Annotated in this window: 12 protein-coding genes; 6 read left to right on the forward strand and 6 right to left on the reverse strand. The window is 61.7% G+C overall.

Translation table 11 applies throughout. The features are described 5' to 3' along the window. Positions 1-82: 82 nt before the first annotated feature. Both JNK74_25260 and JNK74_25265 read right to left on the reverse strand, forming a co-directional pair. The gene (locus tag JNK74_25260) at positions 83-1,093 is read right to left on the reverse strand and encodes a hypothetical protein (GenBank protein MBL7649499.1); all 1,011 of its coding nucleotides are present in this window, start codon (positions 1,091-1,093) and stop codon (positions 83-85) included. A gap of 13 nt (positions 1,094-1,106) precedes the next feature. Next, entirely contained in the window at positions 1,107-1,559 is a 453-nt protein-coding gene (locus tag JNK74_25265) for a hypothetical protein (protein ID MBL7649500.1), read from the reverse strand. A 165-nt stretch (positions 1,560-1,724) separates the two neighbouring features. Here JNK74_25265 and JNK74_25270 point away from each other — a divergent pair, with 165 nt between their 5' ends. Further along, positions 1,725-2,510: a phytanoyl-CoA dioxygenase family protein gene (locus JNK74_25270; GenBank protein ID MBL7649501.1), complete on the forward strand. Its 786-nt coding sequence runs from the start codon at positions 1,725-1,727 to the stop codon at positions 2,508-2,510. Between the two features lie 8 nt (positions 2,511-2,518). Here the strand turns inward: JNK74_25270 and JNK74_25275 are convergent, their stop codons facing one another. Genes JNK74_25275 through JNK74_25285 form a run of 3 tightly spaced genes read right to left on the reverse strand, consistent with a single transcriptional unit; the run spans position 2,519 to position 6,902 of the window. Further along, entirely contained in the window at positions 2,519-3,703 is a 1,185-nt protein-coding gene (locus tag JNK74_25275) for a SpoIIE family protein phosphatase (protein MBL7649502.1), read from the reverse strand. Then, entirely contained in the window at positions 3,697-4,077 is a 381-nt protein-coding gene (locus JNK74_25280) for a response regulator (protein MBL7649503.1), read from the reverse strand. The genes JNK74_25275 and JNK74_25280 overlap by 7 nt, the downstream gene beginning before the upstream one ends. Next, positions 4,077-6,902 (reverse strand): PAS domain S-box protein, encoded by a 2,826-nt coding sequence (locus JNK74_25285; protein MBL7649504.1) that lies wholly within the window; start codon positions 6,900-6,902, stop codon positions 4,077-4,079. Before JNK74_25285 ends, JNK74_25280 begins: the two co-directional genes overlap by 1 nt. A 264-nt stretch (positions 6,903-7,166) precedes the next feature. Here JNK74_25285 and JNK74_25290 point away from each other — a divergent pair, with 264 nt between their 5' ends. After that, positions 7,167-10,007, forward strand: coding sequence for an EAL domain-containing protein (locus JNK74_25290; GenBank protein MBL7649505.1), 2,841 nt, complete (start codon positions 7,167-7,169; stop codon positions 10,005-10,007). Next, positions 10,004-10,897 (forward strand): diacylglycerol kinase family lipid kinase, encoded by an 894-nt coding sequence (locus tag JNK74_25295; protein MBL7649506.1) that lies wholly within the window; start codon positions 10,004-10,006, stop codon positions 10,895-10,897. The genes JNK74_25290 and JNK74_25295 overlap by 4 nt, the downstream gene beginning before the upstream one ends. Positions 10,898-10,922: 25 nt before the next feature. Here JNK74_25295 and JNK74_25300 read toward each other — a convergent pair whose 3' ends face one another. After that, positions 10,923-12,452 (reverse strand): alkaline phosphatase family protein, encoded by a 1,530-nt coding sequence (locus tag JNK74_25300; protein MBL7649507.1) that lies wholly within the window; start codon positions 12,450-12,452, stop codon positions 10,923-10,925. Between the two features lie 325 nt (positions 12,453-12,777). On the opposite strand from JNK74_25300, the gene JNK74_25305 reads away from it, so the two are divergent. Genes JNK74_25305 through JNK74_25315 form a run of 3 tightly spaced genes read left to right on the forward strand, consistent with a single transcriptional unit; the run spans position 12,778 to position 15,385 of the window. Beyond that, positions 12,778-13,863 (forward strand): COX15/CtaA family protein, encoded by a 1,086-nt coding sequence (locus tag JNK74_25305; GenBank protein ID MBL7649508.1) that lies wholly within the window; start codon positions 12,778-12,780, stop codon positions 13,861-13,863. A 16-nt stretch (positions 13,864-13,879) separates the two neighbouring features. Further along, positions 13,880-14,746, forward strand: coding sequence for a protoheme IX farnesyltransferase (gene cyoE, locus JNK74_25310; protein ID MBL7649509.1), 867 nt, complete (start codon positions 13,880-13,882; stop codon positions 14,744-14,746). Positions 14,747-14,782: 36 nt separating this feature from the next. Beyond that, complete coding sequence (locus tag JNK74_25315; protein ID MBL7649510.1) at positions 14,783-15,385, forward strand: SCO family protein; 603 nt, start codon at positions 14,783-14,785, stop codon at positions 15,383-15,385. The last annotated feature ends 3 nt before the right edge of the window (positions 15,386-15,388 follow it).

Genomic DNA, 15,388 nt, shown 5'->3' on the forward strand with positions numbered 1-15,388 from the left:
TCAGCCTCCAGCCTCCAGCCTCCAGCCTCCAGCCTCCAGCCTCCAGCCTTCAGCCTTCAGCCTTCAGCCTTCAGCCTTCAGCCTACCCGGCCAGGCCGGCGAGGGCCTCGATATAGTCCGGCGAGGTCCCTTTTACCTTTCCGGCTTTGGCCTGATGGCAATATTGTTTCAGCCATTGCCTGGCGGTTTCCGGTCCGACGGCATTCACGACGGCCTCGAAGAACATGCTTGGGCTTTCGGGGGCTACGGCGCATTCGATGCCGCGACACGTCCATGTGTCGGTCAGGAGAAAAGAGATGACGCGTGTGGAGGTGAGCCGTGTCTGCATGTGGACGCAGTTAAAGAGCTTCAGCTTGGGGAGCGACTTTCCGGTGCGGTTGACCTGGAAGGTCGATGCGTCCAACTGTCCCGTATCGAGCCCGTTGCGCGTGACGGGGTTGAAGGCTTTGAGGGCCAAGGTGCACATCTTCTGCTTCAGGCCTTCGGTTTCCTTCTTGGAGAAGGTGTGGGGCGGGGTCGTGCCCGCGGTGTACTGGAGATTGCGGTGGATGCCCAGGGGCTCGTAGCCCACGGGCAACGCCGTCACATAGGCCTCCAACTCCCGGTGATGCTCCTCCCGGCGATAGCGGTCCGGCAGGAACAGAATCCCCGCGCGCAGCGGTTCCGTCATCTCCTCCTTCAGTCGTTCGTGGAGCAGGCGCAGGTGCTTGTATTCCTGGGCCACGCGTCGGCTGCCTTCCTCCGGGTTTTTTGCCACCACCAGCGAAAGCTGCGTCTTGCGCTTCGCGGCCGTCGTGACTTTAACCGTGAAGATCAGGCGGAACTCGTCCTCCGCGGTCAGTGCGAAAATCAGGCTGTTTGCCGCGCCCGGACCGAGCACTTTCTCTATGGCGGGCTGGATCAGGCGGTCGCGATCGCGCACCAGCTTGTCCACCGCGCTCGCGAGGGTTTCAAGTTGGTAGAAGCGGCGGAACGGCTTGCCGCGATGGTCCACAAATTCCACCATGTTGTTCCACTTGGTGGTGAAGACCAGCGGGCGAGACGCCTGGCCGCGTCCGGTAAACGCCTTGGGTTTTCTGCGGGCTTGGGGCATGTAAATCTTTCTTTCAGACGCGGTGGTGGTCGGCCTGCCAGTTGTTCACCAGCTTCTTGATGGCGTCGGCCTTGGCAATGTTTTCGTCGAGCACTTTGCGCGCCAGATCGGGCAGTTCTTCATCGGAGGCAAAGCGAAGCCCGACCAGTTGTTTCACGGTCAGCTTCTTCGCCGGGCCCTTCAGTTCATCGGGGAGCACTTCGGCCAGACGCAGCCGCATTTCCGTGCGGATAATGCGGTCCTGCAGCGTTACGGCGTAGTTGCGCATGAGCAGCAGTCCGAAAATCGCGGAGAAGGAATTGAGGAGCAGGGCGGTGCCCACAAGGCAGTGTCCCGCCGTGGAATTGGGCATCAGAAGGCCCACGGTCGCCATGATGGCGGACGCGAGAAACAGGACGGTAACGATTACAAATTTGGTGGGAAAAACCACGTGGTTACTATAGTTTTGAGGGACGGCCTCGGCCATGACAGGTCCTTTCCGTTGACGGCGATTGACAGGGGCATGCAGGGTGTCGTTCGCTGGGAATCCAGCGATGCGGCCTGATACTATAACACATCGGCCCGGAGGGGCTGGAATTATGTGCACCAGGCCATTTTCCGCCCCCAGGACCCTCGGGCCCGGAGCGGGAAAATGCTCAATCAGGCACAGTGCGATTTCTATCGGGAAGCGGGCTATCTCCATATCCCGGCGGTGTTCTCGCCGGAGGAGATGGACGCACTCGAAGGTCACCTCGCCATTCTGTTGAAGGAATGGGCCCAGACCGATATCGGCTGGACGGGTCCCTGGCGCAAGGCCTACATGGACGAGGCCACGGAGAAAAAGTCGAAACTGACCCATCTTCACGACCTTCACTTCTATTCCGACGCCTGGAGCCGCGCGATGCACAACCCGAGATTGGTGGGGGCGCTGGCGGATCTTCTCGGGCCCAATGTGGAGCTGCACCACACCACCCTCCACCTCAAGCCGCCGGAGACGGGCCATCCCTTCCCGCTCCACCAGGACGACGCCTTCTATCCCCATACCGATGACCGTTATATCGACGTGCTCGTACACTTGGACGATACGTGCCACGAAAACGGGGAAATCCGCTTCACCGCCGGCAGCCACAAGGCCGGACGCCTGCCCCACATTACCCAGACGCCCGAAGGCGAGTGCACGCCCCACCTGCCCACCGATGCGTATCGCCTGGAGGATACCATTCCGGTTCCGGCAAAGCGGGGCGATATCGTAGTTTTCAATATTTTTACGGTCCACGGCAGCCACATCAACCAGACCGATCGCATGCGGCGGCTGGTCCGCTGTGGATTTCGCGATCCGGCCAATGCCCAGCTTGCCGGACAGAGCGTGGGGCGTCCCGGCATTATGGTGAGCGGATTGCGCCCCTGCGCGCCGGGGCAGTTGCCCTTCCCGAGTTGAGGGGATCCTTAACCCTTGTAGCGCACCGCCAGCATGGTGATGTCATCGTGCTGTGGATAGTTCACGGTGAAAGCCTCGATGCCCCGCGCCAGTCCGAGGGCCATTTCGTCCAGGGGCAGCGCGCAGGACTGGGCAAGATGCTCCTCCAGACGCGTGTCGCAGAAGAGGTGCCTGTCCTTGTCCATGGCCTCCGTTACCCCGTCGGTGTAGAGAAAGAGGCATTCCCCCGGGGCCAGGGTGATCGTAGTCTTCACGTAGGTCGCCTCCGGCATCACCCCGAGCACGATTCCGCCCTGATTCTGGAGGGGAGACGGCGGCGTGCCGTTTCTCCGCACCCAGTAAGGCGGATTATGCCCCGCATTGCTGTAGGTGACCTCGCCCGTCTTCGTGTCAAGCACCCCGTAGAACACCGTCACGAAGAGATCCGAGGCGTTGTCCCCGCAGAGCAACCGGTTTACATAGTTCAGGCAGGTGTCGGGGCAATCGTTGTGCAGGGCCGTCGCCTTGATCAGGGTGCGGCAAACCGCCATGAACAGCGCGGCCGGAACGCCCTTGCCCGAGACGTCCCCTATCACGAACGCGAGGCGGTCCTCGCCAATGAAAAAGAAGTCGTAGAAGTCGCCGCCCACCTGTCGCGCCGGGGTCATGGTGGCAAACACTTCGATGTCGTGCCGATCGGGGAAGGGTGGAAAGGTCTTGGGCAGGATGGACTCCTGTATGCGCGAGGCCACCTGCAGTTCGTGCTGAACGGCGATCAAATTGCGGGTTGCCTCCAGGCCCTGCTTCAGCTTGTGGACTTCGGAGATCGTCTTCTCGATGGTGATCTCGAGATCCGCAAAGTCGATTGGCTTGGTGATGAAATCAAAGGCCCCCCGGTTCATCGCCGTGCGGATATTGTCCAGATCGCCGTAGGCGGAAATGACCACCGATTTGTACAGGCCGTCCCGCTCCGCCAGGCGCGCAAGCAGGGTGAGCCCGTCCATCACCGGCATGTTGATATCCGTCAGGATTACGTCGATGCCGTCGTCCTGATCGAGCACTTCCAGGGCCTGTTGTCCATTCCCCGCGAAGGTGATGTTGTAATTGCCCTCGCGGATTTTCTTGCGAAACTTTTGCCGGATCAGCGATTCCAGGTCCGGCTCGTCGTCCACGACCAGCAGGCGCACCGGCGGTGTCAATATCGCGTTCACGATGTCTTCCTCACCGAAAGGATTTTCTCCTTCAGCTCGCCGAAATCCAGCGGTTTGGCCAGGTAGTCGTTGGCGCCGCAGTCCATCGCTTCGCGGTACTTCTCCTGGTCGTCGTAGGCCGTAATCATGAATACGGGTATGCCCGGGCGGTGCCCCTTGATTTCCCGCAGCAGCTCCAGGCCGCTCATCCCCGGCATGTTTATATCGGAAAGGATAAGCACCAGGTCGGTACCCGCGCTGCTGTTCAGCACTTCCAGGGCCTCGCTGCCCGAGAAGGCAAAGCGAAACTGGAGCTCACCGCTCCGGATTTCCTTCCGGAAACGCTGCTCAAAGAGCATCTGGATATCGGGCTCGTCGTCCACGACCATGATCAACATCAAGTTTCAACCTTGTGGGTGTTGGCGGCGCCCGCCGGAAGGGCGATGATGAATTCCGTGTATTCACCAGGATTCGATTGTACGGAGAGCTCGCCCTGGTGTTCCTGCACCACGATGTCGTAGCTGATGGAAAGACCCAGGCCCGTACCGACGCCCGCGGGCTTGGTGGTGAAAAACGGGGTAAAAACCTTGTCCACGATCCCATCCGGAATGCCATACCCGTTGTCCCGGATGCGGATGATCACTCTATCAGATTCCAGACCCGTGGAAACAGTCAATTTCGGGTGGAAGCCCGCGCCGTCCCGCTTCTTGCGCTCGTGGGCCGCGTAGCAGCCGTTGTTCAGGATGTTCAGGAATACGCGGGCCAGATCCTGCGACACCACATCGAGTTCCGGCAGCCTGGGATCGAGGTGTAGGTCCAGTTCGATGTTGAAAGTGGAATCCTGCGCCCGCATCCCGTGGTAGGAGAGCTGCACGTATTCTTCCAGTAGTTCATTAATCTGCGTGCGGCGTTTTTCATCCTTCTTGCCTCGGGAATGGAGCAGCATCGTCTTCACGATGTTGTCCGCGCGCTTGCCGTGCTCCTGGATCTTCCGGGTGTTCTGCTGGATGTCGGAAAGGAGATCGGCCAGGGTTTCCCGCGCTTCCGGGGAGAGCGCGGCACCCACGGCGCCCAGCTCCTCCTCCAGCTCGCCCGCCAGTTCCACCGTGAGTTCCGCGAAATTCGTCACGAAGTTCAACGGGTTCTTGATTTCGTGGGCGATGCCCGCGGTGAGGGAACCCAGAGAGGCCATTTTCTCGTTCATCACCAGTTGGGCCTGGGTGTTTCGCAGCTCCTCCAGGGCGCCGGCCAGCTCGTCGCGATTCTGCTCCAGCAACATGGTCCGCTCCGCCACATCCCGCTCCAGCGTCGCACTGTACTCGCGCAGGATGCGATCCGCCTCTTTGCTGTCGCTGATATCGCGCAGGTTGATCACCGTGCCCGCGATGCTTGCATCGTCCAGGCGGTTCGTGCCCACGGAAGCGATGTAGATCCAATGCCCCTCCTTGTGCCGGAGCCGATACTCCGACCGGGTGGGCGCGCCGGGATTCAGCAGGGCCCGTTCCGCCGCGCGCTTGATCTGAAGCACGTCGTCGGGATGGATCTTGTCGAAGAGGGTCTTTCCGAGGACTTCCTCGGCGGTATAGCCGAATGTGCGCTCGAAAGAAGGGCTCACGAAGCGCGCCGTAAAGTCCGCATCCAGCACGACGATCACGTCCGGCGCAAACTCGATCAGGGCCTTGTAGTATTGCTGGCTGCGCTCCACCTCCTCCTGGGCGCGCTTGCGCTCCGATACTTCCTTTTCCAGCGAACCGTAGAGCACCTGGATCTTGTCCATGAAGCGGTTGAACGAACTCGACAGTTCGGCCACTTCGTCTTTTCCGCTCACCACCAGTCGCTGATTGAGGGCGTCTTCGCCTTGAACCATGCCCTTGAGAATGGCCACCGTGGAGCGGATGGGCCGCACGATCGGCTTCGCCAGGTAGTCGGCCACGAAACACAGCACCAGAATGGCCACGAGCACGATCGCGTCACTGAGGTACAGCATGCGGCTCACGAATTCCCGCGATGTCTTCTCCATCTCCTTCACCGTCTTGAAGGCCTCCACCGTGTCCACCTGCGCTATCAACGCCCACGTGACGCCCAGGATCTGGATCGGTCGGAAGGCGATCAGGGCCTCGTGTCCCGCTGCGTCGCGGTAGACGTCGCAACCCGTCTGGCCGAGGTGAAAGACAATCCGCGCCGGCTCAATGTCGAGTCGCGGCGCGTCGGGATCGCTGCCGTTCTCCTGAATTTCCGACCGGCGTGCGAACACCTTGGCCGCTCCGCCGCGCGGTTCGTAGTCGGGTCCCACCAGATAGACCGCGCCGGAATCGCCCAGGGCCGTCATGGCGCCCAGAATGTCATTGAAGCGTTCGATGCTGAACTCGAAGAGGACCACGCCCTTCTTCTCGCCGCGCGAAAAGATCGGTGTCGCGATGAAGCAGACGTCCTCGTTGTTCGCGGGCAGGTAGGGCGCGGCATCTTCGAAGATTACCTTGCCCGGTTCCCCCGCCCAGGCCGAGCGAAAGGCCCGGGCCGCGTGACTTTCGGCCAGCGGACCCTGGACCATGGACGCGCCGAAGTCCAGGTCCTTTTTGACGGAGTAGACGACCTCGCCCCGCACGCCGTCAACCAGAATGACGTCCTCATAGCCCAGGCGCGCCAGGGTGCTCACCCAGAAAGGGTGAATCGAATCGTGCATCTTTGCATAAGGCGAGTCCGCCGGCTGGGGCGTCGGTGGCGGCGCGTCCACAGCGGCGGTGGGCGTCGGATGTAGCAGGTATGCATGTTGCAGGGCCACGCCCGAGGGCGAGAGTGCCGACACATACTCCGCCGACGATGGAGGGCCCGCCTCGCCGGCTGGGGGCATCTTTTCGAGTCTGGTGGAATACCATGCGCGGAGCTCCTCGCGCATCCGGGCGAGTTCGTCTGGAGGAAATGCTTCGGGGGGCGCGGCGCGGAAAAAGACCTCGCTGTCGAGCATTGCCTGGAGGTGATAGAACTGGCTGAGGAGGCGCGCCTCGTTTGACAGGCCCTGGACGAAAGTATTCAGGTGGTCCCCCTGGGCGCTGACCACGGCGGAGATGTGATCCTTCGCCTTCTGCTCGAGTGCCACCCGCGCCTGCTCGCCGGTGTCTTCCAAAGCGCGCTTGGTGATCGTGTGGGTGAAGAGGGTGCCCAGCAGCAGCGGGACCAGGCCGCAGGCAAGGAGCGCCAGGGTAAATTTTCCGAGCAGATTCATGGCAATGGGTACCGATAGGGGAGGTTCACTGATTGCGATATACTACCCTATTCCGGCCCCGGAATGAACAATGGTCCCCCGCCGTCGTCGGGCGGGTCGACCGGATCGGGGGCGTTCGCGCCGGGAGACGAATTCAGTAGATCGCCGCGAGCGTAATCGGTACCATGGTGCCATAACAAGGCGCGGTCCGGCCTGAAACCGGCGTGCCTGAAGGTGTTGGGAACTTGTAGTCCGCTCGGGCTTGGGGAAGGAAAGGCTGGCGGTATGTCGTTGAGGGTCAAGGTGGAGTTGGTGCTCTTCATCGTCTTCGGATTGGTGATCGGGTTGACCTATGGGATCCAGCGGTTCGTTATCATACCTGGACTGGAGCCCGTCGAGCGCAAGACGGCGCAGAAAGATATGGAGCGCTCCTCGGAGGCGCTTGAACGCCAGGCCGGCATCGTGAAGCGGCGCGCCGCCGAGTGGTCCAGACTGATTTCACGGCGTATTGCCGCGGGGGATTCTTCGGCGGTTGTTCCCGAGGAAGACCTGGTGGCCGCCGGTGTTTCCGCCGCGTTCTGGTTCAAGCCGGGGGGGGGCGAGCGGAACTGGGGCTACACCGCCCCGGATCCCACAGGCGGATCGCGTAAGTTTGCCGAGTTTGCGTCGGGCGTGAAACCGGAGCAGGCCTACCTGCTGGAGGCGGCGAAGCATGGAGAGGCCGTGGCGGGTGCGCTGCTGACCAGCGAAGGCCCCGCCCTGGCCGCCGTGGCCCCGGTTGTACCGAGCGGGGGGGGCGCCCCGGGGATGCTGCTGGTGCTTCGTCTTCTCGATCCGGCCCTTCTCGCACAGATGCACCAGCAGGCGGCCATCGAATTTCAGGTTTGGGCCTTGAACGACCCGGCGCTCACCCCGGAAGAGCGCGGTGTCGTACAGGAGTTGCTGGCGGGCAACGACGTGCAGGTACGGGAGGCGGGCGAGGAAGAGTTTCGGGTCTACTCGTCCTATGCGAGTATTTCGGGCCAGCCCCTGTTTCTGCTGCGTTCGGAGATCCATCGCAGTCTCCTGGCTCGTGCGCGCTCCACCATGCAGATCGGCCTCCTCGCCCAGGTGGGCATCGGTCTCGCCGCGCTGGTCTTGCTCATTATTTTGTTCCGCCGCACCGTGATGGACAGCCTTTCCCTGCTGACCGACCACACGACTTCGATCGGCGGGTCCAACGATCTGTCGGCCCGCCTGAAGCTGGACCGAAGCGATGAGCTCGGTACGCTCGCGTCGGAATTCAACCGGATGGTTGAGGCCCTGGAGAATGATCGGAGGCGACAGATCGAGATCAAGGAGCGGCTTCGCGAAAGCGAAGAACGCTACGCCCTGGCGGTGCGGGGCGCAAACGATGGTCTCTGGGACTGGAACCTCCTCGCCGATGAAATGCATTACTCGACCCGCTGGAAAAGCATGCTCGGTTACGGCGAGGATGAAATCGGGGACACGCCGGAAGAGTGGTTGGGCCGTATCCATCCGGATGACAGGGAGAACGTGCAGGCGGCGCTGAACGCCCACACCCAGTTGACGACGGCCCACTTCGAGTCCGAGCACCGCATTCGGCACAAGAGCAACAACTACATCTGGGTCCTCTGCCGGGGCCTGGCCGTGCAGGACAGCAGCGGCGTCCCCACCCGCATGGCGGGCTCCCAGACCGACATCACCCTGCGCAAGGTTTTCGAAGAGCAGTTGCGCCATCAGGCGCTCCACGACTCGCTCACGAGCCTGCCCAACCGCGCCCTCTTTCTGGACCGCCTCAATCAGGCGATCCGGTTGAGCGAGCGACAGAAGGAATACCGTTTTGCCGTTATGTTTCTCGATCTGGACCGCTTCAAGGTCTTGAACGACGGTCTGGGGCACGTCGTGGGCGACGCCCTGCTCAACATGTTCGCGGAGAAATTGCAGCATATCCTGCGGGCGGTGGACACGGTCTGCCGCCACACCGGTACCCTGGCGCGCTTCGGCGGCGACGAATTCGTTCTTCTCCTCGACAATATCTCCGGCGTGGGGGATGCCACGCTGGTCGCGGGCCGTATCGAACGCATGCTGGAGCAGCCCTTCCAGATCGACCAGCACGAAGTGTTCACCAGCGCAAGTATCGGGATAGCCATGAGCGGGCCGGGCTACACCAACCCGGAGGAACTCATCCGGAACGCCGACACGGCCATGTATCGCGCCAAGGCCCGTGGCAAGGCCTGTTTTGAGATTTTCGACGCCGACATGCACTCCAAGGCCATCGAGCGGCTGCAATTGGAGAATGATCTCCGGCGCGCGATTGAACGGGAAGAGTTTCGCGTTCATTACCAGCCCATTGTATCGCTGAACACGGGGCGCATTGTCGCCTTCGAGGCCCTCATACGCTGGGAGCACCCGGAACGCGGCATGATCTCACCCATCGAATTTGTCCCCGTGGCCGAAGAGACCGGCATGATCGTCGCCATCGGCGAATTCGTCCTGCGTACCGCCTGTCGGCAGTTGCGCATCTGGCAGACCACGGTTTCGGGCGAGTCCGAACTGATGGTCAGTGTGAATCTCTCCGTGAAGGAATTCTCCAAACCCAACCTCATCGCCGCCATCGCGGATATCCTGACGGAGACCGAAGTGCAACCCGGATACTTGAAGCTGGAGATCACGGAAAGTGCGCTAATGGAAAGCGTGGAGTTCGTGACGCGCACCCTGCGGCAACTGCGCGACATGGGGATTCAACTCGCCATCGACGATTTCGGGACGGGCTACTCCTCCCTCAGCTATCTGCACCGGTTTCCCATGCATACGCTCAAAGTGGATCAGGCCTTCATCCGCGAAATGTCGTCAAGCCGGGAGAGCGAACAGATCGTCAAGACCGTGCTGCTGCTGGCCCAGGCCCTCTCCATGTCCACCATCGCGGAGGGTATCGAAAACGCGACCCAGGCGGAGGCCCTCCAAGCGCTCCGGTGCGAGTCGGGCCAGGGGTACTTCTTTTCAAAACCGCTTCCGGCGGACCAGGCCACAGAACTGCTGACTCAACCGCCGGCGTGGCCGATCACTGCGGCAGGGAAGGAGCCCTATGGCCCGGTGGCGGCTGAATTGAAAGGGCTTTCTTGACACAAATTCATGTCATTGCCAATCCCGTCGCGGGCGGCGGCCGGGGACGGGTCGTTGCCCGGTCGCTCGCAACCGACCTTGAGCGAAGAGGTTTTGACGTCTCCCTTTTCGAAACGTCCCAGGCCGGCGATGCCCGTGTCGAGGCCGGGCGGTGCGACGCCGCGCTTATCACCGTTGTAGGCGGTGATGGCACCCTGAACGAAGTCCTTAACGGCCTCCCGGACCGGTGCGCGGCTTCAATCGCGATTTGCCCCGTGGGCACCGCCAATGTGGTTGCACGCGCGCTGGGGATGCGGCCGGATCCGGGCTTTGTGGCGGAGGCCATCGCGGCGGGCGGCATTCGCGCCATGGACATCGGGCTGCATGGCACGCGTCGATTCTTGCTCGGCGCGGGCGCGGGCCTGGATGCGGCGGTGACCAAAGCCGTGCAGGAAAGTCGTGGACGGAAATCCAGCCTGCTCAAGTGGGCTCTTCCGGCGATCCGCGTCGTCCTGTCGTATTCCTGGCCCCGAGTTCGGGTCACGGTCGACGGCGAGGTGATCGCTTCGGCTGCGAGCTACGTAATCGTGGGCAACTGCCGCTATTCCGCCGGAATCTTCCCCGCCACACCGAGGGCCGACACCGCCGACGGGCTTCTGGACGTCTGCGCCCTGAGCGATCTCGCCATTCCGAGGCTGCTCTGGCTCCTGGTCAATGTCTGGCGTCCGTCCTTTGTGGAAAAACCCTGGATCGCCTATCACCAGGGGCGCGAAATCCACCTGGAACCCGCCGAGGGCGAAGTCCCCGCCTACCTGCAGGTCGATGGCGACCCCGCCGGAGCCATTCCCGCGTCATTCAGCGTTGCCGATTGGCAAATCAACATGGTTGCGCCGGTGGAACATGGCCCCTGAACGCGGTGATCCCGAAATGCGTCCGTTACTCACGCCAGCCCTTCGCCTGGTCGAAATAGGTGAGCCCGCGATACTCGCTCAAGGCCACTTCCATCTGATAGCGCAGGCCGCCGTCCAGGACGTGCTCCGTGCGAATCGTGCGGGTGGTGATTTCCGACGGCGGATTGGGGTCATCCTCCGCCAGACCTTCGAATAAGACACGACCTTCCATCGTATTCGCAGGCCGCACCCCGAGGAGGTGGCAGATCGTCGGGGCCAGATCCACCGCATGAGACGGAATGCCGGAGAGGCGACGGACGGCGAAATCGGGACCCAGCGCGATCAGCGTATTGTGTACATCCCAAGGACTCGCGCTGCCGTGGCCCGCGACCTCGACGTTGGCTACCGTGCCGGCAAATCCGGTCGCGCCCATTTCATCGGACCACACGGGAGAGAAAACGATATCCGGAGCGCGCTCCGGGTGCATTTCGCGTACCACGTCGAGCGCCAGCGTTCCCTCGACGCTTCCCACCGTGGAGCCGGGGACCTTGGCGCGGGTGAAGATTGGTCCAACCCACGGCGTGGCTTGCAAGGTGGCGACCAGCGCCGGGAGGGAAGCTTTGGCGATATCTTTCAGATAGATGCAGCTTCCGGTGAGAATGATACTGTTTTCGGGAAGGCCCTGCGCCGCTTCGAAGGCGCGAATAACGTCGGCCGGATCGCTCTTCAGCGTGTGGGTGGAGAATCCGTGATCGGAGGTGATGAGGAGGTTGGTCGTCGCCATCCGTCCCGTCCGCTTCAGTTCCACCGCTATTTTTCCGATTTCATCATCGGCCAGGCGAAGTGCCTGGGTGGTCTCGGGGGTAGACATGCCGTATTCATGGCCCGTGTGGTCCGGGTCGCTGATCCAGAGGATGGACAGGTCCGCGTTCAGCTCGTTGAGCCCATAGTCGAGGAAGGTGCGCACGATACGCGCATTTCGTTCCCTGTTGGGCGAGGCGTCTGGCGGCGTTTCGCCCATGCGCGGCAACAGGCTGGCCGACAGTGATTCGGGAAGTATGAAGCCATTGTTGATCACCAGGCCGTTCGGAACTTTGTGGTTGAGCAGATAGGCCGAACCGGAGGAACCGGAACTGAAGACTCCCGTCTTTTTGCCTTGGCGCGCCAGCACTTCGCCCAGTGACTCCGCCGTGAGCAGGTTGCCCCCCGTGTGGGTGTTGATCTTCTCCAGGTCGCCCTTGCTTCCCGTCGAAAGGGTCTTGTCCGGCTCCACACCGGGAAAGTACACGCTGTTGTCCACAATCCCATGGCGGTCCGGGTAAGTGCCGGTTGCGATGGTGGAAGCGTTGACCCGGGTGACCGTGGGGAAGGCCGCGTGATGCTTCTCGAAAACCACGCCCTCCCGGCTCAGCGCGTGCAAATTGGGCATCAGCCGTGGATTCACGTAGTCCGGTCGGAGCCCATCCATGACAATCAGAATCACCTGCGTGCCTCGTGGTTCCCCATGGGCCGGGTTGGACACACAGGTGAGCAAAAGCGCCGCAAGGAGCGCGGGCAGAATTCTCGTGCCGATCATGACTCGTATCTCCGGTAACCCTTCGTGAAACAACTGAGGGGAAGAGTAAACCACGAACACACCCCGGTTTTCACGAAGGAAATGGGTCGGCGAGGGGGCTGGTAACGATTTGCCCGCAGGCATTCCCCCGTGTCCCGGAAGGCGCGCGCGACGTGCGAACCAGTCCCAATCTTTGCATGAACCCTGCCTTTCGCGCTATGATGAAGGGCGTGCGCAAGGCTGCCCTCGACCCGAATTCAGCGCCGCACCCCCATCACCTGCCCGACCCTGGGGAATCCTCCGGGGCCATAGTTTTTTGCCCCGTTCTACGGAAAGTGTGCGCAACATGTCAAACACCGATATAACGGAATCGACCCCCGCCCCCGCCTGGCTCCGCCGTTTTGCCTTTGTGCTCTGCATCTCCACGCTGGCCCTGATCTTCTTTGGCGGCCAGGTAAAGAGCCATGAAGCCGGCCTTTCCGTTCCCGATTGGCCCCTGACCTACGGCGAAAACCCCGTCACCTTCGGCATTTCCAAGTGGACCGGCGGCATCTTTCACGAGCATTTTCACCGTCTATTCGCCGGTGTCGTCGCTCTGGCCACGGTCGCGCTGGCGATCAGCCTCTATCTCAAAGAGAGCCGGGTCTGGCTCGTCGCGCTTGGTTTCGGGGCCGTGCTGGCCGTCCTGCTTCAGGCCCTGCTGGGTGGCATGACGGTGTGGTACCACCTCCCCGTGCTCGTCTCCAGCTCTCACGCGATTCTCGCCCAGACCTTTTTCCTCATTACCCTCATCATCTGGTATGGTCTGTCGCGCGAGCGTGCCCGGCGCCTGGATGTCATCGCTTCGGGTGGCAACGAAACCGCGACACTCCTCAAGTACGGCGCCCTGGTACTCATAGCCCTGGTCTATGGCCAGCTTTTCCTGGGGGCTTTAATGCGCCACACGGAATCCGGCCTCGCTGTCTATGATTTCCCGACCACGGCCGGCTCCATCATCCCCCGCGTGGACGATGCGGCTCTGGCGGATATTAACCACTGGCGCTTCGAAAACACCGACAGCCTGGGCGCGGAACTGCCCGACGTGACCAAAGGGCAGGTGCTCATTCATCTCGCCCATCGCGGCGGCGCCATCGTGGTCACGATCGCGATTGTCGTGCTGGCCGCCATGGCCCATAAACGGCGCGCGACCCACCCCGCTCTTTGGCGCAGCAGCCTCTGGCTCTGCGGCGCGGTTGCCCTCCAGATTACCCTTGGGGCCTTCACCATCTGGACCATCAAGCACCCCTATGTGACCAGCATACACGTAGTTACAGGCGCGGGCATCCTGGGGTTGAGCGCCATGCTGGCCCTGCGCGCCTGGCCCCTGACGTCCCAGCCGGTCAAAGCCGAGACCCAGTCGGCCAGTCCTCGTCTCAACACGGCACTGTCGTAAGGCGGGCCCCGGCACGATGGGGAAATCTCTGTTCAAATCCTACGTCGAGCTGACCAAGCCGGGGATCGTTCGCCTGGTGCTGGTTACCACCGTCATCGGGTTCGCGCTGGGGGGCGAAGGCGTCACCCGCTGGTGGCTCCTGCTCATGACCCTCATCGGGACCGCCCTCGGGTCGGCGGGCGCGTTTGTGCTCAACCACTATGTGGAGCGCGAAGTAGACGCGCTCATGCACCGCACCCGCAATCGTCCCCTGCCTGCGGGAACCATTGCGCCACCACCGGCCCTCGTCTTTGGCATCATGCTGATTCTGGCCGGAACGGGCATCCTTGCCTGGGGAGTAAACGGTCTCACCGCGAGTCTCGTATTTCTTACAGCAGTGATGTATGTGTTGGTATATACGCCACTGAAGCGGTATTCGTGGTGGAACACCCCCATCGGCGCCATACCCGGCGCCATGCCCCCTATGATCGGCTGGACCGCCGCCTCGGGCCACATCGACCCCGGTGCCTGGATTCTATTCCTGATCCTCTTCCTCTGGCAGCATCCCCATTTCTACGCCCTCGCCTGGATGTACAAGGACGACTACGCCCGGGGCGGATTCAAGATGCTGCCCGTGGTGGATCCCGACGGCAAGAGTACCTTTCGCCACAGTCTGGTGACGGTAATTCTACTGGTTCCGGTGAGCCTCTGGCCGACCTTTGTTCGGATGTCCGGTGTGATCTATTTCTGGGGTGCGTTGGTTCTCGGGCTTGGCTTTTTGTCGGTTTGTATCCGTTGGCGCATCTCCAAGACAATCAAGGACGCGAAAATCGTGTTTCTGTATTCGCTCCTTTACTGGGTGTTGTTGTTTGTTTTTATCGTTATCGATGCGTATTTCTACTGACCGCATCCCGTTGGGTATGCCCCCCTGGAGGTTCCCGTGAGTACCAAAGTCCTCATCATCATCGGCCTCGTAAGTTTCGTCCTGCTAAACGCCAGCCTCATGGGGCTCTACCTTCTCATGGGCGTCGCAACGCCCGCCGCCAGCGCCGACGAGCTACCGGTTATCTCGACGCTGCCGGACTTTTCCCTGACCAGCGACAAGGGTACTCCACTCGACAAGGCCAGCATGGCGGGCAAGGTCTGGATTGCGGACTTCATCTTCACCTCCTGCGCGGGCCCCTGCCCGGTCATGACCCGGAGCATGGCGGATGTGGCGAAGAAACTGGAACTCCATCCCGAAATCGAATTCGTATCCGTCAGCGTCGATCCCGAGACGGATACCCCCGAAGTGCTGGCGCGCTACGGCGAAAAGTTTGGCGCAGACCCGAAGCGGTGGCATTTCTTGACCGGCTCGACCGAAGCGATCCAGGAATTGGCGGTGAAGGGATTCAAGATTGGTTCCGTGGATGATCCGGTCATCCACAGCACGAAGTTCTGCCTGGTGGACAAGCAAGGCCAGATCCGGGGGTATTACACCGGCACGGACGAAGTCGAACTCGAACAACTTATTGCGGCCGCCACGCGCCTGCTGGAGGAATAATTC

Source organism: Candidatus Hydrogenedentota bacterium (assembly GCA_016791475.1).
In the GTDB taxonomy this organism is placed as follows: Bacteria; Hydrogenedentota; Hydrogenedentia; order Hydrogenedentales; family JAEUWI01; genus JAEUWI01.

Bases quoted from the DNA above. Each gene is read 5' to 3' on its own strand.
- JNK74_25270 (MBL7649501.1), top strand. From the start codon at position 1,725: ATGCTCAATCAGGCACAGTGCGATTTCTATCGGGAAGCGGGCTATCTC.
- JNK74_25290 (MBL7649505.1), top strand. From the start codon at position 7,167: ATGTCGTTGAGGGTCAAGGTGGAGTTGGTGCTCTTCATCGTCTTCGGA.
- JNK74_25280 (MBL7649503.1), bottom strand. From the start codon at position 4,077: ATGTTGATCATGGTCGTGGACGACGAGCCCGATATCCAGATGCTCTTT.
- JNK74_25305 (MBL7649508.1), top strand. From the start codon at position 12,778: ATGTCAAACACCGATATAACGGAATCGACCCCCGCCCCCGCCTGGCTC.
- JNK74_25260 (MBL7649499.1), bottom strand. From the start codon at position 1,093: ATGCCCCAAGCCCGCAGAAAACCCAAGGCGTTTACCGGACGCGGCCAG.
- JNK74_25300 (MBL7649507.1), bottom strand. From the start codon at position 12,452: ATGATCGGCACGAGAATTCTGCCCGCGCTCCTTGCGGCGCTTTTGCTC.
- cyoE (MBL7649509.1), top strand. From the start codon at position 13,880: ATGGGGAAATCTCTGTTCAAATCCTACGTCGAGCTGACCAAGCCGGGG.
- JNK74_25265 (MBL7649500.1), bottom strand. From the start codon at position 1,559: ATGGCCGAGGCCGTCCCTCAAAACTATAGTAACCACGTGGTTTTTCCC.
- JNK74_25285 (MBL7649504.1), bottom strand. From the start codon at position 6,902: ATGAATCTGCTCGGAAAATTTACCCTGGCGCTCCTTGCCTGCGGCCTG.